This window comes from Micromonospora sp. AKA38, from assembly GCF_027925725.1.
GTDB lineage: Bacteria > Actinomycetota > Actinomycetes > Mycobacteriales > Micromonosporaceae > Micromonospora.
This window is the reverse complement of sequence record NZ_BNEI01000005.1, coordinates 1,965,661-1,984,487: the sequence shown is the minus strand read 5'-3', so window position 1 is coordinate 1,984,487 and position 18,827 is coordinate 1,965,661. Positions and strand designations below refer to the sequence as shown.

Below are 18,827 nucleotides of genomic sequence, written 5' to 3'. Positions count from 1 at the left end.
TCACCTCAGTTCAGGCCGCAGGCGGCCAGCGCGTCCAGGTTCGGGCGCTGCGCGCCGACGCGGTTGAAGGCGATCTCGATGCGGTCGAGCGCGGCGCCACGCTTGCTCTTCAGCGGGCCGAGGATGGCGTTGTCGATGAACGCCGGCCCGCCCTCGGGCCGGACCGCGAGCCGGGCCAGGCGGGCGTTCGCCTCGGCGATCTGGTTGTCCAGTGTGGCCAGTTCGGCCCGCACCTGGGCCGCCGCCGCCGCGGGGACGGCGGGGAGCCGCACCCCGGGGCAGTTCACCGTCCGGGCCGCCCCGGCCACCGCCCCGCCGTTCTGTCCGCCGGCCCCGTTCTGTCCGCCGGTCGCGCCGCCCTGGCCGGCGCCGCCGTTGACGGCGCTCGGCACGCCTGCGGCGTTGAGCCCGCAGCCGGCCAGCGCGTCCAGGTTCGGGCGCTGCGCGCCGATCCGGTTGAAGGCGATCTCGATCCGGTCGAGCGCGGCGGTGCGCTTGTTCCTCAGCGGGCCGAGGATGGCGTTGTCGACGAAGTTCGGGCCGCCCTCGGGCTTGACCGCGAGCCGGGCCAGCCGCTCGTTCTGCCGGGCGATCTCCTGGTCCAGGTTGGCCAGTTCCCGTTCCACCTCGGCGTTCGCCGCCGCCGGCACCGGGGGCAGCTTGTCGCGTACCGTCGGGCAGTTCACGGTCTGTGCCGCGGCGGACGGTGCGGCCGAGCCGCCGTTCTCGTCGGCGGACGCCAGTTGCAGTCCGCCGGCGAGCAGGAGCGCCGCGAGAGCGCCCACCCCACCGAGCTTCAGGACCGCGTTGTTGCGCGTACCCCTGGCCATGCACCTCTCCTTTGGTTGACCTGGAGGGCCGGCGCGGCGTGTGCCGCGCCGCCGCTCCGCGGTGCGAAGTGAGACGCAGGAATCGCCTCTCGTGCCCGCTCCGGCATCGCGGTTCCGGACGATGTCCCGGTCGGGGATGGGTACGGTCGGCGCGGCCGGATCGTTCACCGTCAGGTCGGAGATTGACCGCATCGACGTGCGTCAGTAGACTGCGCTGAAAGCGCTTTCACAGCGGGAGGCGTGACGGGCCCGTCGAGCACACGGCGTCCGGGCAGCAGGAAGGCCCGCCGGCGGCACCGACCGGGCATCGGTGTCGACGCCGGCGCGGCACCGAACCCACCACCCGCAGGAGAATTCCCATGATCAACCGACACCGCCGTGCGGCGTTGTGGACGTCCACGCTCGCGGCGGCCACGCTCGCCGCCGCCGGCCTGGCGATGGGCGCGAACCCCGCCCAGGCCGCCGCCGGCTGCCGGGTCGACTACGCGGTGACCGCGCAGTGGTCCGGCGGCTTCACCGCGAACGTCAACCTCACCAACCTCGGTGACCCGCTGAACGGCTGGACCGTCACCTGGAACTTCAGCGGCGGCCAGACCGTCAGCCAGGCCTGGGGCGCCGACATCACCCAGACCGGCGCGTCGGTCCGGGCCGCCAACGTCAGCTACAACGGCAGTCTCGGCACGAACGCGACCACGTCGTTCGGCTTCAACGGCGGCTGGAACAACACCAGCAACCCGGTCCCCGCCTCGTTCGCGGTCAACGGCGTCCTCTGCGGCGGGGCCATCCCCACCGACCCCGGGGGGACCCTCACCCCGCCGCCCGGGCCGACGACCCCGCCGCCCTCGCCCACCACCCCGCCACCGTCGCCCACCACGCCGCCGCCGACCAGCGGCGCGGTGTACGCCGCGCCGAACGGCACCGCCGGCGCGGCCGGCACCCAGGCCAACCCCACCACGATCGCCGCCGCGATCACCCGGGTCGGCGCGGGCGGCACCGTCTACCTGCGGGGCGGCACCTACAACCTGGCCCAGACCGTCACCATCGCCGCCGGCAACAACGGCACCGCGAGCGCGCGCAAGAGCCTGTACGCGTACCCGGGCGAGACGCCGATCCTCAACTTCTCCGCGATGGGGGAGGACCCCGCCAACCGGGGCCTCGCGTTGAACGCGTCCTGGTGGCACGTGCGGGGCATCGTGGTGGAACGCGCCGGTGACAACGGCATCTTCGTCGGCGGCAGCAACAACGTCATCGAGCGCACGGTGACCCGGTTCAACCGCGACAGCGGCCTGCAACTGTCCCGGATCGCCTCCAGCACCCCGCGTGACCAGTGGCCGGCGAACAACCTCATGGTCAGCGTCGAGTCGCACGACAACGCCGACTCCGACGGCGAGGACGCCGACGGGTTCGCCGCCAAGCTCACCGTCGGCACCGGCAACGTCTTCCGGTACGCGGTGTCCCACCACAACATCGACGACGGCTGGGACCTGTACACCAAGACCGACACCGGCGCGATCGGCCCGGTGACCATCGAGGACTCCCTCTCCTACGGCAACGGCACGCTGAGCAACGGCACGCAGAACGGCAACGGTGACCGCAACGGCTTCAAGCTCGGCGGCGAGGACATCGCGGTCAACCACACCGTCCGGCGCACCATCGCGTACCGCAACGGCAAGCACGGGTTCACCTACAACCGGAACCCGGGCTCGATGACGATCTCCAACAACCTGAGCATCGACAACACCGAGCGCAACTTCTCGTTCGACGCGGGCACCTCGGTCTTCCGCACCAACACGTCCTGCCGCAGCGGCAGCGGGTCGAACGACAAGACGGTCGGCAACGTGGACGGCTCGAACCAGTTCTGGTCCGGCGCCAACGGCTCCCGCTGCGCCACCTACGCCGGCGCCCTGGGCTGGTCCTTCGCCGCCGACGGTCGCCTGATCGTCACGCTCGGCGGCCGGGTCGTCTCCCTCTGATCCGTTCCGCCGCCGGCGCGATCCGGGTGCGTTCGTTGTCGTCCCGGCGGCAGCGAACGCACCCGGACGGATGTCGGGACCGGCTTGACAGGATGATCGTGGGTTAGGTTAGCCTAACCTTCGTGACGAGCGGAACGATGCGGGCCGACGGCCTGCGGGGCAGTGAGCTGCGCCTGGGCTACCACGGCACCACCGTGGTGCACGACGCGGCCATCACGCTGCGACCGGCGGCGGTGACCGCGTTGGTCGGGCCGAACGGCAGCGGCAAGTCCACGCTGCTGCGCGGGCTGGCCCGGCTGCACCCGCTCCAGCACGGCGAGATCGTGCTCGCCGACGGCACCCCGGCCCGGGCGCTGTCGGCGCGCGACTTCGCCCGCCGGGTCACGCTGCTGGCGCAGAGCCGCCCCACCCCGAGCGGTGTCACCGTCCGGGACGTGGTCGGCTACGGCCGGCACCCGTACCGGCAGCGGTGGCGGGCCGGCGACCCGGACGGCCCGGCCGCGATCGACCGGGCCATGACGGTCACCGGCGTGGCCGCCATGGCCGCCCGACCCGTCGACGCGTTGTCCGGCGGTGAACTCCAGCGGGTCTGGCTGGCCACCTGCCTGGCCCAGGACACCGCCGTGCTGCTGCTGGACGAGCCGACCACCTTCCTCGACCTGCGCTACCAGGTGGAGATCCTCGACCTGGTGCGCGACCTCGCCGACACCGCCGGCGTGGCCGTCGGCGTGGTGCTGCACGACCTCAACCAGGCCGCCGCCGTCGCGGACCACGTCGTGCTGCTGCACGAGGGTCGGGTGCGCGGCACCGGGACCCCGCGCGAGGTGTTCACCGAGGCGGCGCTCACCGAGGCGTACGGCATCCGCGTCGAGGTGACCGCCGACCCGGTCACCGGCCTGCTCTCCACCCGTCCCGTCGGCCGGCACAACGTCCGCTGATCCACGTCCTGACGACAGAAGAGAAACCCATGTTGCGTACCCGCCTGACCCTGCTGGCCGCCGCCGCGACCGCGCTGCTGATCGCCGGCTGCGGCACCACCGAGACGCCCGCCGCCGCGCCGTCCCCCTCCGACACCACCGCCACCGGCCCGGTCACCGTCACCGACAGCCGCGGCAAGGCGATCACGCTGAAGAACCCGGCCGCCAAGGTGGTCGGCCTGGAGTGGGGCGAGGTGGAGATGCTCGTCGGCCTCGGCGTGATGCCGGTCGGCGTGGCCGACCCCAAGGGGTACGCCACCTGGGTCACCGCCGCCCCGCTCGACCCGGGCGTCAAGGACGTCGGCACCCGGGGCGAGCCGAGCGTCGACGCCATCGTGGCGCTCCAGCCGGACCTGGTGGTGATGGAGGCCGAGCGCGGCGCCGCGATCGTCACCCAACTGGAGAAGTACGTCCCGGTGCTGGTCACCAAGGGCAGCGACGCCGCCGACAACCTCGCCCGGATGCGGTCCGACCTCACCATGATCGCCACCGCCACCGGCCGCACCGCGCAGGCCGAGAAGCTGCTCGCCGACTTCGACGCCGCGCTCGCCGACGGGCGGAAGAAGATCGCCGACGCCGGCGCGGCCGGCCGGCAGTTCGCCTTCGCCGACGGCTGGAAGGAGGGCAGCACGGTCTCCATCCGGATGTTCGGCCAGGGCGCGCTCGTCTCCCAGCTCGGCATCCAGCTCGGCCTGAAGAACGCCTGGACCGGCAAGACCGACGCCATGTGGGGCCTGGGCCAGACCGACGTCGAGGGGCTCGGCGTCCTCAAGGGACAGGACCTGCACTTCTTCTACAACGCCTCGGACGGTCAGGACGTCTTCGCCGACGGCCTCGCCGGCAACGCGATCTGGCGCTCCCTGCCGTTCGTGCAGCAGAACAAGCTGCACAAGATGCCGAACGGCATCTGGACGTTCGGCGGCACCCTGTCCGCGAAGCAGTACGTCGACCAGCTCGTCGCCGTCTACACGGCCTGAGCCCGATGATCGCCACCGCCGTACCGGAGCCGGCCACCCGGCCGGCCCCGGTCGGGCCGCCACCGGCCCGCCGCCGCCGGGTCGCCGGCGCGTTCCTGCTCGCCGCCGCGCTGCTGGTTGCGGTCACCGCGGTGCACCTCACTCAGGGCACGTCGTCGGTGGGCGCGCTCGACCTGCTCCGGCTGCTCACCGGCGCGGACGACGAGACCGCCCGGGTGCTTGTCGCCTCCCGGCTGCCGCGCCTGCTCACCGGCCTGGCGGTCGGCGTGGCGCTCGGGTTCGCCGGCGCGGCGCTCCAGTCCACCACCCGCAACCCGCTCGCCTCGCCGGACACGCTCGCCGTGAACGCCGGCGCCCACCTGGCGATCGTGACCACCGCCGCGTTCGGCATCGCGCTGCCGGCGCTGCCCGCCGGCGGACTGGCGTTCTGCGGCGGGCTGGCCGCCGCCGCGCTGGTGATGCTGCTGTCGGCCGGCGGCCAGGCCGCGACCACCCGGCTGATCCTCGCCGGCTCGGCCACCGCGATGGCGCTCGCCTCGCTCACCATGTTGCTCCTGCTGCTGTTCGAGCAGGCCACCATCGGGCTGTTCGCCTGGGGCAACGGCTCGCTCGTGCAGGGCGACCTGGTGGCGGTCACCCAGCTCGGCCCGGTGATCGTGCTCGCCGCGCTGCTGCTGGTCGCGCTCGGGCACCGGCTGGACCTGCTCGCCCTCGGCGACGACACCGCCACCGTGCTCGGGCTGGACGTACGCCGGACCCGGCTCGTCGTGGTGCTGCTCGCGGTGCTGCTCTCCGCCGCGGCGGTCACCCTCGCCGGCCCGATCGGGTTCGTCGGACTCGGCGCGCCGGTGATCGTCCGGCTGCTCGGCCGGTGGGTGCCCGAGGTGCACCGGCACCGGGTGCTGCTGCCGCTGGCCGGCCTGGTCGGCGTGATCATCGTGCTCGGCTCCGATGTGCTGCTGCGCGCCGTGCTCGGCGGCCAGGCCGGGGTGGAGGTGCCCACCGGCGTGGTCACCACGCTGTTCGGCGCGGTGCTGCTGGTCTGGCTGGCCCGCCGGCACCGCGACGCCGGGCCCACCCGGCAACCCCCGGGCGGCCACGCCGCCGTCCGCTCCCGCGCCGTGCACACCTCGGTCGTCACGGTCTGCGCGGTGGCGGTCGTCGCGGCGCTGGTGGTGGGCATGCTCGCCGGGGACACGTGGGTGCTGCTCGGCGACATCGTCAACTGGCTCCAGGGGCGCACCGGGCCGGCGTACACCTTCGTGCTGGACGCCCGCTGGCCGCGCGTCGCGGCGGCGCTGCTGGCCGGCGCGGCCCTCGCCCTGGCCGGCACCACCGTGCAGGCGGTCTGCCGCAACCCCCTCGCGGAGCCGGGCATCCTCGGCATCACCGGCGGCGCGGGGATCGGCGCGGTGGCGCTGCTGACGTTCGCCCCGACGGCCGGCGTGCTCATGCTCTCCGGCGCGGCCGGGCTCGGCGCGGTGGCCGCGTTCGCGCTGGTCTACGGGCTGGCGCGGCGGCGCGGGCTGAACTCCGACCGGCTCGTCCTGATCGGCTTCGCGGTCTGGCAGGGCGGCGCCGCGGTCATCACGTTCATCGTGGTCTCCTCCGACCCGTGGAACACCGGCAAGGCGCTGACCTGGCTGTCCGGCTCCACCTACGGGCGCACCGCACCGCAGGTGCTGCCGGTGGCGCTGGCGCTGCTGGTCGCCGTGCCGGTGGTGGCCGCGGTACGCCGGGAACTGGACCTGCTGTCGCTCGACGACGACACGCCCCGGGTGCTCGGCGTCCGGCTGGAACGCGCCCGGCTGGTCGCGCTCGGCCTGGCCGCGCTGCTCACCGCCACCGCCGTGTCGGCGGTCGGCGTGATCGGCTTCGTCGGCCTGGTCGCGCCGCACGCCGCGCGGGCGCTGGTCGGCGGCCGGCACACCCGCGTGCTGCCGGTGGCGGTGCTGCTCGGCGCCACGCTGGTCAGCCTCGCCGACACGCTCGGCCGCACCGTCATCGCCCCGGCGCAGGTCCCCGCCGGCCTGGTCACCGCACTGATCGGCACCCCCTACTTCGTCTGGCTGCTGTGGCGCTCCCGCACCGCCGCCGGCACCCGCTGAGCCCGAGAGGAAATCACCATGACCAGCACCCTGGCCGCCGCGCCGTGGCGCGTGTTCACCGTCGAGGTCCGCGCGCTGCGCCGGCTCGGCCCGTCGTTCCTGCGCGTCACGTTCACCGGACCGGACCTGGACCGGTTCGCCGACAACGGCTACGACCAGCGGATCAAGCTGGCGCTGCCGCTGGTCGACGGCGGCGCGGCGGAACTGCCCGACGGACCGGACTGGTACCAGCGGTGGCGGGACCTGCCGGCGGAGGAACGCAGCCCGATCCGCACCTACACGGTCCGGGCGGCCCGGCCGGCGGCGTACGAGATCGACGTGGACGTGGCGCTGCACGGCGACGGCGGCCCGGCCACCCGGTGGGCCCGCCGCGCCCGCCTCGGCGACCGGCTCGCGCTTGTCGGCCCGGACGCCGGCTGGCCGGGCGGGCACGGCGGCGTCGAGTTCCGGCCGCCGGCCGGTGCCACGCTGCTGCTGGCCGGCGACGAGACCGCCGCGCCGGCGATCTGCGCGATCCTGGACCGGCTGCCGGCTGACGCGCACGGCCACGCCGTGGTGGAGGTGCCGGCGGTGGGGGACGAACTGCCGTGCCGCGTTCCGGCCGGCGTGACGGTGACCTGGCTGCCCCGGGGCGGCGCCCCGCACGGCAGCCGGCTCACCGAGGCGGTGACCGCCCTCGCCGCCCGGCTGTTGCCGCCGCCGACCGGGTCGCCGGCCGGCCCGCCGCCGGCCGAGGTGGACGTCGACCGGGACGTCCTCTGGGAGGTGCCGGAGCGGCCGGCCGACGCCGCGCTCTACGCCTGGCTGGCCGGCGAGGCGGCGGTGATCCGGGGCCTGCGCCGGCACCTGGTCACCGACCGTGGGCTCGACCGTCGGGCGGTGGCGTTCATGGGCTACTGGCGGGCCGGTCGGGCCGAGTGCTGACCGGTCACCCGCGCAGCGTCTCGTGCGGCGGCCGGCCGTACGCCTCGCGGTAGGCGGCGGCGAAGCGGCCGGGGCTGGTCCAGCCCCAGCGGCGGGCGATGCCGGCGACCGTCTCGCCGCCGGCCGGGTCGGCGGTGAGCAGGTCCCGGTGTGCCCGGTCCAGCCGCACCTGACGGAGGTAGGTGAGCGGGCTGTAGCCGAGGTGCCGTTGGAAGGCGGCCTGGAGTCCGCGCGGTCCGACGCCGCAGGCGGCGGCGACCTGGGCCACGGTGACCGGTGCGGCGGCGTGCTCGTCCAGGTACGCCTGCGCGCGTCGGACGACCGAGGGCGCGACCCGGCGGGGTTGCGGCACGTAACTGCTGGTCATGGTGGTGTTCGGGAAGACGGTGAGCGAGGTGGCCGCGGTCAGGTCGGCCAGCGACGCCTGGATCAGCGGCTGGTCCAGGCCGTCGTCGCCGACGGCGGACATCCGGTACAGGAACGCGGACAGGTGCGCCCAGGCCCGGGCCATGGCCGGCGACACCGGCGCGAGGCCGAGGAAGCGGAACGTGTGCGGGGCCGCATCCACCCGACTGGCCGCGACGTGCGCCACCAGGTCCATCGGCAGCCGGACCATGGTGGCCACCGGGTCGGTCCAGTACAGCACGAACCGGCGCAGCGGATACCGGCCGACGCCACCGGCCGGCACCTGCAGATCCTCGTCGCCGTCGGCGAACCGGCACCGGCCCCGGACCACGTGCACGGCCAGGAAGTCGGGGTACGGCCCGGCCTCCGCCCGGGCGTCCATGGAGTGCGCGGCCCGGGTGAGGCCGAGCGGTCCGGCCTGCACGCCCCGCCACGCGAAGTGGAACTCGCGTCGGGTGCCCCGGAAGTGCGGGCGGTGCTCGCCGCACATCCCGGCGATGGCCCGACGGGCGACCTCCGGGTCCCGGGTGGACAGCTCGAACCGCCGCGCCGAGCGGCCGTCGGTCACCGCTCCCGCTCCGTCGGCGCCAGCACTCCCGCCGCGCGCAGCGTGTCGCCGGGGTGGCAGCCGTAGGTCTCGCGGTACGCCTGGGCGAACCGCCCGGCGTGGGTCCAGCCCCAGTCGCGGGCGGTGCCGGCCACGGTCTGCCCCGCTCGGGCACGGGTGAGGTCCTGGTGTGCCCGGCGGAGCCGGACCGCGCGCAGGAACGCCATCGGGCTCTGCCCGTGGTGTCGCTGGAACGCGGCCTGCAACGCGCGCGGGCTGACGTCGCAGGCCGTCGCGATCTGCGCGACGGTCAGTGGTCGGGCGGCGTGCGCCTCGATGAACTCGGCGGCCCGGCGCACCGACGCCGGACGTACGGCCGGTGGGGCGGCCAGGTAGGGCAGCGTCATGGTGGTGTTCGGGAACACCGCCAGCGCGGTGGCGACGGCCAGGTCCACCAGGCCGGCGCGGGTCAGCGGGCTGGCCGTCACGGCGTCGTCGACGAGCTGGTGCCGGAGGAACGCCGCGGTCGACTGCCACAGCGTCGCCATGGTGGGGGACAGCGGCGCGAGCGCGGTGAAGCGGAACGCGGCGGCGGGCAACCCGGTGCGGGTGGCGGCGACCGCCGCGATCCGGGGCGTCGGCAACCGGACGACGGAGGCCGCCACGTCGTCGGCGAGCAGCGTGAAGGACACGTCGGGATAGCGGCCGGTGGTGCCCGGGCCGAGGTGCAGCTCGTCACCCCGGTGCAGGAAGCCGTACCGGCCGCGTGCCACGGTGAGCGCCGCGAAGCCGGGATAGGGCGAGTTCTCGGATCGGGCGGAGAGCGTGTACCACACCTCGTCGAGGTGGAGTTCGTCCGCGCCCCGGGTCTCCCGACGGTAGCGGAAGCGATCACGGGAACCGGAGATCCGGGCCCGGTGGGCACCGAACCGGCGGGCCATCAGGTGGTGCGCGTGCTCGGGGTCGTCCGTCTCCACCACGTCGCGGTCGGCCGACTCCGGTCGGCCCGTCCCCTGCCCGGTCACGTGTCACCTCCCGCTGCACCGTTCCGGCGCTCGTACGCCTCATTGAACGGGTCACTTGCCGGAGGGCAACGGCCCGACACGAACGGATGCACCGCCTCAGACACGCCGAATAGAACAGCCGATCCACTTTCCGCAATTCACCGACCGATTTGCGAACACGGGCGCGATGCGACGGGTCGGATCGATTCTTCGGCCGGCAACACGATATCCGCTCCACACTCCACGTTCCCGTAGCAGGGCCGATCAGGACGGGAGAAAACGACAATGTGGTTACGCAGTGCGACGGGCGAGATTGTCGGGTAGCTGACTGTTCGGACGTTCCGGCGGGCGTCGTCGCCCGGTTCTAACGTCTGCCCTGTCCGAGCCGTTGCACCCGGCCCGGCGCAGACGGCCGGCCGATCGGAGTCACGCGACGATGCCGACCCCGGTCGGCCGGTCCCCGCCCCGCAAGGGTCGCGGTCCGGTCGGGTGCTCACCGCCGGGAGGAGATGCGGATGAGGGGCGTCGAGGCATCGGTCGCCGTACCCGGGACTCCGGCTGCCCGCGGCGTGCCGTCTCGGTGGCGGCTCGCCGGGCGCGCGGTGGCGGCGCTGCTGCGCCGGGACCTCACCGAGCGCCGTGGGCTGCGTGTGCCGTTCCTGCTGGACCTGGTGTTCGGCGTGCTGAACCTGCTGGCGTTCCTGTTCGTCTCCCGGGTGCTCGTCCCGCACCCGGGCGCCGGCTTCACCGGCCCTGGCGGCTACTTCGACTTCGTCGCGGTGGGCATCGTGTTCCTGCTGGTGCTCCAGTCCGCGATCGTGCAGGTGGTCACGCGGGTGGCCGCCGAGCAGCGGGACGGGATGCTGGAGCTGTGGGCGGCGCAGCCGGCGCCGGGCTGGTCGCTGGCGCTGGGGCTGGTGGCGTACCCGTTCGCGTTCGCGCTGCTGCGCGCCGGCCTCTACCTGGGCCTGCTGGCCGGCGTCCTGGGCCTGCACGTCGCCGACACGTCCTGGCCCGGGGCGGTGGTGATGCTGGTCCTCGCCGTGCTGGGCGCGCTGCCGTTCGGAATGGCGCTGATGGGCCTCACCGTGGCGGTCGGGTACGGCGACCCGGCGGCCCGGCTGCTGGTGGTGGCGCTGTCGTTCCTGTCCGGTACCTACTTCCCGATCTCGGCGCTGCCCGGCGTCCTGCACCCGGTGTGCGCGGTGCTGCCCACCCGGGTCGCGCTGGACGGGCTGCGGGCCGCGCTCGCCGGCGGCGACTGGGGCCGGGCCGCCGGGACGCTGGCCGTCGCCGCCGCGGTGCTGCTGCCGCTCGCCGCCTGGATCTTCGACCGTGCGCTGTGGCTGGCCCGGCGCAGAGGGGTGCTCACCCGTGACTGACCTGATCCCGCGTCCCACCGCCCGCGACGTGGCGTACGGCGTCGTGCTCGGCCTGGACCCGGCCGCGCCCACGCCGGCTGCCCGGTCCGGTCCGGCGCTGTCGCCGCTGGTGGCCCTGGAACGGGCCGTGCTGCCGGCGCTGCGCCGGCCGCCCTGCCTGGTCAGCTTCTCCGGCGGGCTGGACTCCTCGCTGGTGCTGGCCATCGCCGCCCGGGTGGCGCGGCGGGAGGGGCTGCCCGACCCGGTGCCGGTCACCTGGCGGTTCACCGACGCGCCCCGTGCGCAGGAGACGCCCTGGCAAGCCAAGATCATCGCGGAGCTGGACCTGACCCGGCAGTGGCAGATCCTCCAGGCCGGTGACGACCTGGACCTGGTCGGGCCGGTCGCCCGCCGGCTGCTGACCCGGTACGGCCAGGTGCACCCGCCGAGCCGGCACCTACACCTGCCGATCGTGGAGCTGGCCCGCGGCGGCGCGCTGCTCACCGGCGTCGGCGGCGACCAGATTCTCGACGGTTGGCGGCGGCGTCCGGCCTCGCTGCGGGCCCGGCTCGGCCGGCTCCGGGCCGGGCTGCGACGCCGGCCGCCGGATCCGCTGCCCTGGCTGCGCCCGGAGGTGGCCCGGCAGGCGCGCCGCGCGTTCGTCGCCGAGCAGCGCGCCGAGCCGCACCGGCTGGCCGCCCGGATCGCCTGGCACCTGCGCCGCCGGGACCTCACCATGACCCGGGTCGGCCTGGCCGCGATCGCCGCCGACCACGACGTGCTGGCCGTGGCGCCGCTGCTGGACGAGCGGTTCGCCGCCGCGCTGGCCGCCCGCCACGGCCGGCTGCGGTCCCCGTCGCGTCGGGAGCTGCTCGCGGTGATCGCCGACGCCGCGCTGCCCCCGGTGATCATCACGCCGCGCCGCAAGGCCACCTTCGACGAGGTGTTCCTCCGGGCGGCCACCCGCGAGCTGGTGAGCGCCTGGGACGGCAGCGGTGTCGACGACTCGCTCGTCGACGTGGCGGCACTGCGTCGGGAGTGGTCGCGCTGGCGGTTCGACTCACGCACGGCGGCGCTGGTGCAGCAGGTGTGGCTGGCCGGCCTGTCGGCCACCGAGGGACGACCCGATCTGGAGGCGCCGAGATGACCAGTGAACCGTCCGTGTTGTACCGGGTCCGCGGCGACCGGGTGGCGTGGCGGACCAACGGCGACGAGACGGTGCTGCTGGACGTCGGGCAGTCCGTCTACTTCGCGCTGGACCGCGCCGCCACCGCGCTGTGGCCGTATCTCGTGGCCGGCGCCTCCACCGCCCAACTGGCCGAGGTGCTGGTCGGCCAGGCCGAGGTCGAGCGGGAGCGAGCGGTCGCCGATGTGCGCTCGTTCCTGGCCGACCTGGAGGCCGCCGGGCTGCTCGAACGGCTCTGACTCCGGTCAGGGCAGCCAGGCGGGCGGCACGGGCCGGCGCAGGATCTCCGCCAGCTCGTGCCGGTGCGGGTCGGGGTCGCCGTCGAGCCAGGCGTGCGCGTGGAAGCCGGTGCCCGGCGCGCTGACTCCGATCACCACGGTCCGCAGCACCCGCCGCCGGGCCAGGAAACGCTGGCGCACCAGCGCGCTCTCCAGGCAGTTGCCGCCGCCGCGTCGCAACGCCTGCCGGACCAGCGCGTCGGTGCCGCCGGGCGGCGGCGCGGGCAGACGCACCGCGCCCAGCCCGCCGCGGGCGAGTTGCCGGCGCACCCGTCGGCAGGCCAGCAGCGTCCACGCCACCAGCGCCAGGCCGAGCGGCCCGTGCCGGCGCGTCACCCGGGCCAGCGCGCGCAGCGCGCGTACCGGGTCAGCCATGACGCCGCCGCGCGGTCCGCAGCTCCCGCACCCCCCGGGGCAGCCACCGGACGTGCCGCCAGGTCCGGCGGGCGTACGCCCGCACCAGGCGCCACCGGCCGCCGCGCGCCGCCGGGTCGACCTGCCGGAGGTACGCCGGTGCCGGCAGCGCCAGCCGGGCGAGCAGGCGCAGCCGGCGGGGCCACGGGCCGGGCACTTCCACCGCGCCGGCCAGCCCGACCGTGGTGGGGGTGGCGCGTCGGGCGGCGAGCCACGCCGACGCCGGCTCGGCCGTGGCGGACAGACCGAGCCGGTCGGCGACCGTCGCGCCGGCCGGCCGCAGCCGCATTCCGACGGTGAACGCCGGGACGGCGTCGCAGCGGGTGGCCAGTCGACCGGCGACGGCCCAGGCGGACGGCGGCAGCACCGCGAGCGCGCGGTCCAGATCGAGCGCGGGTTTGTCGCTGCCGCCCGGGCAGGCGGCGTGCAGCGCGGCCAGCAGCGCGGTCCCGGCCTCGTCGGGGACGAGGACCCGTCCGCCGGCCAGGTCGAGCGGTTCCGCCGGGTCGCGCAGCGACCGCCACAGCGCGTCCGGGTCGCCGACGCCGGCGAAGCCGCGGTGCAGGTCCACGGTCAACGGCAGCGCGCCGGGGGCGGTGAAGGGCTGTTCGTGCCAGCGCGCCGCGACGTCGTACGGCTCGGGCGGCAGCGTCGGTCGGTAGCCGGCGGCGTGCAGGGCGTCCCGCACGGCGGGCACGGTCGCTGGCGCGACGAGCAGGTCCACGTCCCCGTAGACCCGGTCGACGCCGAGCCGGCGGGCCAGGCCGGCGCCCTTGAGCAGCAGGCAGTCGACGCCGTGCCGGCGCAGCAGGTCGCTGGTGGCCACCGCGAGGGCGTCCAGGGCCAGGCAGCGCATCGCGAGGCCGGCGGTCACGACCGTGCCCCGACGGACCCGGGGTGGCGTCCAGGAGCCGCCGGGGTGGCGCCCGGTGCGGTCCGGTCGCGGAGACGGAGCAGCGGTGACATCGAGCGCGCCTTCCGAGTCGGATTCACATAAATCGATACTGTGCTACCTCCGATATACCACTTCGGCCGGCCCGGCTCGCTAGGATCGGCAGGTCATGCTGCGACTGCACGATGCCGGGCGCGCCTTCGGACGGCGCGCGATCTTCTCGGGCCTCGATCTGGAGGTCGCGCCCGGCACCCGGCTGCTGCTCGCCGGCGGCAACGGCACGGGCAAGACCACGCTGCTGCGCTGCCTGGCCGGCGTCCTCACGCTGAGCCGCGGCCGGGCCACCGTCGCCGGTCACCCGGCCGGCTCCGCCGCCGCCCGCCGCCTGGTCGGCGTCGCGCTCGCCCCGGAGCAGACGCTCTGCGGCGGGCTCTCCGCGCACGACAACCTGATGCTGGTGGCCCGGATGCGCCTGCCCACCCGCCGTGCCGCCGACGCGGTCGCCCGGGTCGAGCAGGAGTTCGCCATCGCCTCGTACGCCCGGCAGCCGGCGAGCCGCTGCTCGGCCGGCATGCGGGCCCGGGTCAGCGTCGCCCGCGCCCTGCTCGGGGACCCGCCGGTGATCCTGTTGGACGAGCCCGGCCGGTCCCTCGACGCGCAGACGCGGGCGCTGTTCTGGGCCGCGCTGGACCGCCGTCCGGAGTCGACGGTCGTGCTCGCCTCGCACCTGCCCGAGGACCGGTCCCACTGCGACCGGACCCTGGCCATGCCGATCCACCACTGACCGCCGCACGCCACACCTCCCCGAAGGTGAACCGGAGTGCTGTCGCCACCACCGGCCCGGAGCGCGGGGTGCAGTGCAAGCGGTGGGTGGAACGGCATGAACGTCAAACGGGCGCGGAGACAGCCATGCCGTTCCACCCACTCGGCCTGCGCGCCATGAGTGGAACGGCGTGGACGTCAAACGCCGGCCGGTCCGTTGTCGTCATCGGACCTGCCCTGCCCGCCGTGACGAGCAGAGATTTTGGCATCCGGCTAGCTGCGGGGCTCGCCGTCGACATGGCCGAGCTGCTGCACGAGGCTCGGCTGGGTCCGCCGCCTGACGGTTGACCGGCCACCGTGCCACCCCCCCGGCTTCCGGGGTGGCGGGCGAGATCTTGGAAAGGAACGGCCCCCATAGGGGCCTTTTCCTACCAAGATCTCCACGGCGGGGGCGCCTAGCGTGGCGGCGCGAAGCGGGCGATCGGGTTTGTCAGCGTGCCGGCGAACTGGAGCGCGGCGGACGGGTCGGTCAGGTCCACCATCTGCTGGTTGTTCCGGAGCTGGAGCCGGTTGAGGCAGGACAGCGGGAACTCCGGCGCGAACAGGTCGTGCCGCCGCATCCGCTCGGCCAGGTGCGGCACCGTCGCGGCGTAGCCGGCGGCGCACTCGGCGACCGTGCGCCAGAAGTCGTCCTGATCGAGCACGCCGGCGGTGTGCAGGGTGGCGCTCAGGTGCCGCAGGAAGCAGTCGAACACGTCGGTGAAGATGGCCAGGATCTTCTCGTCGTCCGGCACCGTCGCCCGTACCCGGCGGACCCGCTCCGGCAGGTCGGCGTCCGGGTCCATGACCACGATCTCCTCGGCGATGTCCTTGAACACCACCCGCTCCACGATGCCGCCGTCCAGCACCAGGATGACGTTCTCGCCGTGCGGCATGAACGCCAGGTCGTAGGCGTACAGGCTGTGCAGCAGCGGCACCAGGTAGGCGTCCAGGTAGCGGCGCAGCCAGTCCACCGGCGTCAGCCCGGAGGCCGCGATCAGCGCGCCGGCCAACGGGCGGCCGTCCCGGTCGGCGTGCAGCAGCGACGCCATGGTGGCCAGGCGCCGGCCCGGCGCCAGGCCGGGCACCGGGCTCTCCCGCCAGAGCGCGGCCAGCATCTTCCGGTACGGCGACCCGGGCGCGGTAGCCGCCTCGTACTGCCGGTGCCGGTAGCCGATCGCGGCCCGCTCCCGCAGGATGGTCAGCCCGGCGCGGGTGAACACCGGGTCGTCGGCGACCAGCGCGGCCAGCCAGTCGTTGATGGCCGGCGTCGCCTCCATGTACGCGGCGGACAGCCCGCGCATGAAGCCCATGTTCAGCACCGACAGCGCGGTCTTGACGTAGTGCTTCGCCGGGTCGGTGACGTTGAAGAAGGTCCGGACGGACTGCTGGGCGAGATACTCGTCGGGCCCCTCGCCCAGGCAGACCAGCCGCCGCGCGGCGACCTCACCGGCGAACGTGACGGCGAGCTTGTGCCACCACTGCCACGGGTGCACCGGGACGAGCAGGTAGTCGGTCGGGTCGAGACCGAGCCCGGCCAGCGTGGCGGCGAACCGGGCGAGCGTCTCCGCGCCCAGCTCGGCCCGGACCAGCGTGTCGTAGTCCAGGTCGTCGGCGCTGGTGAACGTGGTGTGGTCGCGGTGCGCGGCGAGCCAGAGCAGCCGGACCGGTGCGGCGGCCTCCGGGGCGTACCGGTGATGGTCGTGGACGCCGAAGCCGAGCCGGCCGTTGTTGGCCACGAAGCACGGGTGTCCCTCGGTCATGCCGGTCTCGACGGCCTGGAAGTCGGCGGCGGCCAGCTCGGCGGCGGTGACCGCCGGCCGGCCCAGCTTGTACGCGGTGCCCGCGAGCGTGGAGGTGATCTCCTCCAGGTAGACCGGCAGGACCGCGTCGGTGAGGCCGAGCTGGCCGCGCAGCTCCAGGCAGAGGTCGACCGCGTCGGGAGGCAGCTCCCGGCCGTCGCGGCGCCGCGTGATGCTGGCCGCGTCGACGTGCCAGTGGTCCAGCGCGAGGCGCTGCGCCGCGAAGCGGTATTCCACCGCGTCGCCGCGCACCAGCCACCACCCGTCGCCGGCCGGCTCGGGGGTGATCAGACGTTCGTGGGCGAACTCGGCGAGCGCCTTGCGGACCAGCAGCCGGTTGGCGGTCGCCCACGCCTCGGGGGTCAGGTGGTCGACGGATGCGAGGGGGTTCACGCCGGCTTGTCTCCTTCGGTGGCGTCGCGGAACTGGTCCCGGGTGACGACGCTGAGCAGCGCGTCCTTCTCCGGCTTGCGGATCTCGCCGACGACGGTGAAGCCGACGGCAGCGTTGAGCGCGTGCACGGCGTGGTTGCGCACGTCCGGCTCCACCACCACCCGGCGGGTGGCCGGGTCGGCGAAGAGCCACGCCAGGACCGTGGTGATGACGGCACGGGTGAAGCCGTGCGCGGGCGCGTCGGTGGGCGCGCAGAGGAAGTGCATGCCGACGTCGCCGGGCTCCGGCGGGTAGAGGCCGACCAGTTCCACCCGGGCCGGGTCGTAGCGTTCGGCCAGGAACGCCGGTCGGCCGCGCCAGGATCCGAGGTACGCGTCGTGGTGCGGGTGGGCGGCGATCCGCCGGTACTCCTCGGCGACGCCGGCCACGTCGGCGTCCTGCATCAGCCAGAACGCCGACTTCGGGTGGGTGACCCAGCGGTGCAGCAGCGGCGCGTCGGCGTCCGGGTCCAGCGGGCGCAGCGCGAACAGTCCGAGTCGCGCGTCGATCCGCGTGAACACGCTCATGCTGTGCCGGCTGGGCATGCGCTCACGGCCCTCGCTGCGCTCGGTGCATTCGCTCATGCTGTGCCGGCTGGGCATGCGCTCACGGCCCTCGCTGCGCTCGGTGCATTCGCTCATGCCGGCACCCCGAACTCCTGGAACGCGATGGCCTTCTCGATCGGGTAGTGCTCCCGGCCGGTCAGCTCCCGGATGATCCACGAGTTGCGGTACGCGCCCATGCCCAGGTCGGGCGAGGTGATGCTGTGCGTGTGGGTGCCGCCGTTCTGGAGGAACACGCCCCGCCCGGTGCGGTCGACGCTGTAGTTGCGGGCCACGTCGAGGCGGCCGTGCGTGTCGAAGCGCAGCCGGTCGCGCACCGGCGCGAGGAAATCCGGCAGCCGGTGGCGGTAGCCGGTGGCCAGCACCAGACCTTCGGTGTCCAGCGTGAACGGGCGGTCCTGCTCGGTGTGGCGCAGCTCCAGCCGGTAGCGCCCGTCGGCGTACGCGGCGTCGACCAGTTCGGTGTTGGTGAGCAGCCGGGTCGGGGCCGGGCCGGTCAGGCTCCTGGCGTAGAGCGTGTCGTAGATGTCGTTGATCAGGTCGGCGTTGACGCCCTTGAACAGCGGCTTCTGCGCGGCCTCCAGCCGGTAGCGGGTCTCCTCCGGCAGCGCGTGGAAGTAGTCCACGTAGTCCGGTGACGTCATCTCCAGCGTCAGCTTGGTGTACTCCAGCGGGAAGAACCGCGGCGAGCGGGTCACCCAGTTGAGCTGGTAGCCGTAGGTGTCGATGTCGTTGAGCAGCTCGTGGTAGATCTCGGCGGCGCTCTGCCCGCTGCCGACGACGGTGATGCTGCGCTTGGCCCGCAACGCCGCCCGGTGCTCCCGGTAGCGCGAGGTGTGGATCAGGTCGCCGCCCAGGCCCGCGCACGCCGGCGGCAGGTGCGGCGGGGTGCCGGTGCCCAGCACCAGGTGCCGGGCCCGGTGGGTGACCGGCCCGTCCGGCGTGTCCGCGTGCACCACATAGCGGTCGTCGGTGTCGTCGTACTCGACCCGGGTGACGGTGTGCCGGAAGCGCAGGTTCGCCAGCTTGGCGGCGGCCCAGCGGCAGTAGGCGCTGTACTCGGCGCGCAGTGGGAAGAAGCTCTCCCGGATGTAGAACGGGTAGAGCCGACCGGTCTCCTTGAGGTAGCTCAGGAACGAGTACGGCGAGGTCGGGTCCGCGAGCGTGACCAGGTCGGCCAGGAACGGCGTCTGCAACCGCGCCGATTCGAGCAGCATCCCGGGATGCCAGTCGACGTCGTCGCGGGTCTCCAGGAACAGCCCGTCCAGGTCGTCGATCGGCGCGGTCAGGCAGGCCAGACCGAGGTTGTACGGGCCCAGCCCGACGGCGATGAAGTCGTACGTCGACATGGTG

General features: G+C 74.4%; 17 protein-coding genes. 9 read left to right on the top strand and 8 right to left on the bottom strand.

Translation table 11 applies throughout. The features are described from left to right. Positions 1-5: 5 nt before the first annotated feature. Positions 6-830 carry a hypothetical protein gene (locus TPA0908_RS25750; protein ID WP_281942097.1) on the bottom strand — a complete coding sequence of 275 codons (825 nt, stop codon included), beginning with the start codon at positions 828-830 and terminating at the stop codon, positions 6-8. 359 nt (positions 831-1,189) lie between these two features. Here TPA0908_RS25750 and TPA0908_RS25745 point away from each other — a divergent pair, with 359 nt between their 5' ends. The 5 genes from TPA0908_RS25745 to TPA0908_RS25725 all read left to right on the top strand — a co-directional run bounded on the left by TPA0908_RS25745 (position 1,190) and on the right by TPA0908_RS25725 (position 7,789). Beyond that, positions 1,190-2,803: a cellulose-binding domain-containing protein gene (locus TPA0908_RS25745; protein ID WP_281942095.1), complete on the top strand. Its 1,614-nt coding sequence runs from the start codon at positions 1,190-1,192 to the stop codon at positions 2,801-2,803. A gap of 137 nt (positions 2,804-2,940) precedes the next feature. Then, positions 2,941-3,741, top strand: coding sequence for an ABC transporter ATP-binding protein (locus tag TPA0908_RS25740; RefSeq protein WP_281942705.1), 801 nt, complete (start codon positions 2,941-2,943; stop codon positions 3,739-3,741). A 29-nt stretch (positions 3,742-3,770) separates the two neighbouring features. Continuing rightward, the gene (locus tag TPA0908_RS25735; protein ID WP_281942093.1) at positions 3,771-4,757 is read left to right on the top strand and encodes an ABC transporter substrate-binding protein; all 987 of its coding nucleotides are present in this window, start codon (positions 3,771-3,773) and stop codon (positions 4,755-4,757) included. 5 nt (positions 4,758-4,762) lie between these two features. Continuing rightward, positions 4,763-6,865 carry an iron ABC transporter permease gene (locus TPA0908_RS25730; protein ID WP_281942091.1) on the top strand — a complete coding sequence of 701 codons (2,103 nt, stop codon included), beginning with the start codon at positions 4,763-4,765 and terminating at the stop codon, positions 6,863-6,865. Between the two features lie 18 nt (positions 6,866-6,883). Continuing rightward, entirely contained in the window at positions 6,884-7,789 is a 906-nt protein-coding gene (locus TPA0908_RS25725) for a siderophore-interacting protein (protein WP_281942089.1), read from the top strand. A 4-nt stretch (positions 7,790-7,793) separates the two neighbouring features. Here TPA0908_RS25725 and TPA0908_RS25720 read toward each other — a convergent pair whose 3' ends face one another. Both TPA0908_RS25720 and TPA0908_RS25715 read right to left on the bottom strand, forming a co-directional pair. Further along, positions 7,794-8,762, bottom strand: coding sequence for an AraC family transcriptional regulator (locus TPA0908_RS25720; protein ID WP_281942087.1), 969 nt, complete (start codon positions 8,760-8,762; stop codon positions 7,794-7,796). After that, the gene (locus tag TPA0908_RS25715; RefSeq protein WP_281942084.1) at positions 8,759-9,766 is read right to left on the bottom strand and encodes a helix-turn-helix transcriptional regulator; all 1,008 of its coding nucleotides are present in this window, start codon (positions 9,764-9,766) and stop codon (positions 8,759-8,761) included. The genes TPA0908_RS25720 and TPA0908_RS25715 overlap by 4 nt, the downstream gene beginning before the upstream one ends. A 494-nt stretch (positions 9,767-10,260) precedes the next feature. On the opposite strand from TPA0908_RS25715, the gene TPA0908_RS25710 reads away from it, so the two are divergent. From TPA0908_RS25710 to TPA0908_RS25700, 3 genes are read left to right on the top strand one after another with little or no spacing between them, the layout of a single operon-like run. After that, a complete protein-coding gene (locus TPA0908_RS25710; protein WP_281942083.1) occupies positions 10,261-11,127 on the top strand; it encodes an ABC transporter permease in 867 nt (288 codons plus the stop codon). Then, on the top strand, positions 11,120-12,253 hold the full coding sequence (locus TPA0908_RS25705; RefSeq protein ID WP_281942082.1) for an asparagine synthase-related protein: 1,134 nt from the start codon (positions 11,120-11,122) through the stop codon (positions 12,251-12,253). Before TPA0908_RS25710 ends, TPA0908_RS25705 begins: the two co-directional genes overlap by 8 nt. Next, a complete protein-coding gene (locus tag TPA0908_RS25700; protein ID WP_281942081.1) occupies positions 12,250-12,531 on the top strand; it encodes a PqqD family protein in 282 nt (93 codons plus the stop codon). The genes TPA0908_RS25705 and TPA0908_RS25700 overlap by 4 nt, the downstream gene beginning before the upstream one ends. A 6-nt stretch (positions 12,532-12,537) precedes the next feature. On the opposite strand, the gene TPA0908_RS25695 is transcribed toward TPA0908_RS25700, so the two are convergent. Both TPA0908_RS25695 and TPA0908_RS25690 read right to left on the bottom strand, forming a co-directional pair. Continuing rightward, on the bottom strand, positions 12,538-12,945 hold the full coding sequence (locus TPA0908_RS25695; RefSeq protein WP_281942079.1) for a lasso peptide biosynthesis protein: 408 nt from the start codon (positions 12,943-12,945) through the stop codon (positions 12,538-12,540). Next, a complete protein-coding gene (locus tag TPA0908_RS25690) occupies positions 12,938-13,858 on the bottom strand; it encodes a nucleotidyltransferase family protein (RefSeq protein ID WP_281942077.1) in 921 nt (306 codons plus the stop codon). Before TPA0908_RS25690 ends, TPA0908_RS25695 begins: the two co-directional genes overlap by 8 nt. 187 nt (positions 13,859-14,045) lie before the next feature. Here TPA0908_RS25690 and TPA0908_RS25685 point away from each other — a divergent pair, with 187 nt between their 5' ends. Next, complete coding sequence (locus tag TPA0908_RS25685; RefSeq protein WP_281942076.1) at positions 14,046-14,660, top strand: ABC transporter ATP-binding protein; 615 nt, start codon at positions 14,046-14,048, stop codon at positions 14,658-14,660. A gap of 433 nt (positions 14,661-15,093) precedes the next feature. Here TPA0908_RS25685 and TPA0908_RS25680 read toward each other — a convergent pair whose 3' ends face one another. The 3 genes from TPA0908_RS25680 to TPA0908_RS25670 all read right to left on the bottom strand — a co-directional run bounded on the left by TPA0908_RS25680 (position 15,094) and on the right by TPA0908_RS25670 (position 18,823). After that, entirely contained in the window at positions 15,094-16,872 is a 1,779-nt protein-coding gene (locus tag TPA0908_RS25680) for an IucA/IucC family protein (RefSeq protein ID WP_281942075.1), read from the bottom strand. After that, a complete protein-coding gene (locus TPA0908_RS25675; protein ID WP_281942703.1) occupies positions 16,869-17,438 on the bottom strand; it encodes a GNAT family N-acetyltransferase in 570 nt (189 codons plus the stop codon). The genes TPA0908_RS25680 and TPA0908_RS25675 overlap by 4 nt, the downstream gene beginning before the upstream one ends. Positions 17,439-17,548: 110 nt before the next feature. Continuing rightward, the gene (locus TPA0908_RS25670) at positions 17,549-18,823 is read right to left on the bottom strand and encodes a lysine N(6)-hydroxylase/L-ornithine N(5)-oxygenase family protein (protein WP_281942074.1); all 1,275 of its coding nucleotides are present in this window, start codon (positions 18,821-18,823) and stop codon (positions 17,549-17,551) included. Positions 18,824-18,827 lie beyond the last annotated feature (4 nt).

Coding starts and splice junctions, on each gene's coding strand:
- TPA0908_RS25700 (WP_281942081.1), top strand. CDS start 12,250: ATGACCAGTGAACCGTCCGTGTTGTACCGGGTCCGCGGCGACCGGGTG.
- TPA0908_RS25730 (WP_281942091.1), top strand. CDS start 4,763: ATGATCGCCACCGCCGTACCGGAGCCGGCCACCCGGCCGGCCCCGGTC.
- TPA0908_RS25695 (WP_281942079.1), bottom strand. CDS start 12,945: ATGGCTGACCCGGTACGCGCGCTGCGCGCGCTGGCCCGGGTGACGCGC.
- TPA0908_RS25740 (WP_281942705.1), top strand. CDS start 2,941: ATGCGGGCCGACGGCCTGCGGGGCAGTGAGCTGCGCCTGGGCTACCAC.
- TPA0908_RS25710 (WP_281942083.1), top strand. CDS start 10,261: ATGAGGGGCGTCGAGGCATCGGTCGCCGTACCCGGGACTCCGGCTGCC.
- TPA0908_RS25675 (WP_281942703.1), bottom strand. CDS start 17,438: ATGAGCGTGTTCACGCGGATCGACGCGCGACTCGGACTGTTCGCGCTG.
- TPA0908_RS25725 (WP_281942089.1), top strand. CDS start 6,884: ATGACCAGCACCCTGGCCGCCGCGCCGTGGCGCGTGTTCACCGTCGAG.
- TPA0908_RS25745 (WP_281942095.1), top strand. CDS start 1,190: ATGATCAACCGACACCGCCGTGCGGCGTTGTGGACGTCCACGCTCGCG.
- TPA0908_RS25735 (WP_281942093.1), top strand. CDS start 3,771: ATGTTGCGTACCCGCCTGACCCTGCTGGCCGCCGCCGCGACCGCGCTG.
- TPA0908_RS25670 (WP_281942074.1), bottom strand. CDS start 18,823: ATGTCGACGTACGACTTCATCGCCGTCGGGCTGGGCCCGTACAACCTC.
- TPA0908_RS25685 (WP_281942076.1), top strand. CDS start 14,046: ATGCTGCGACTGCACGATGCCGGGCGCGCCTTCGGACGGCGCGCGATC.
- TPA0908_RS25750 (WP_281942097.1), bottom strand. CDS start 830: ATGGCCAGGGGTACGCGCAACAACGCGGTCCTGAAGCTCGGTGGGGTG.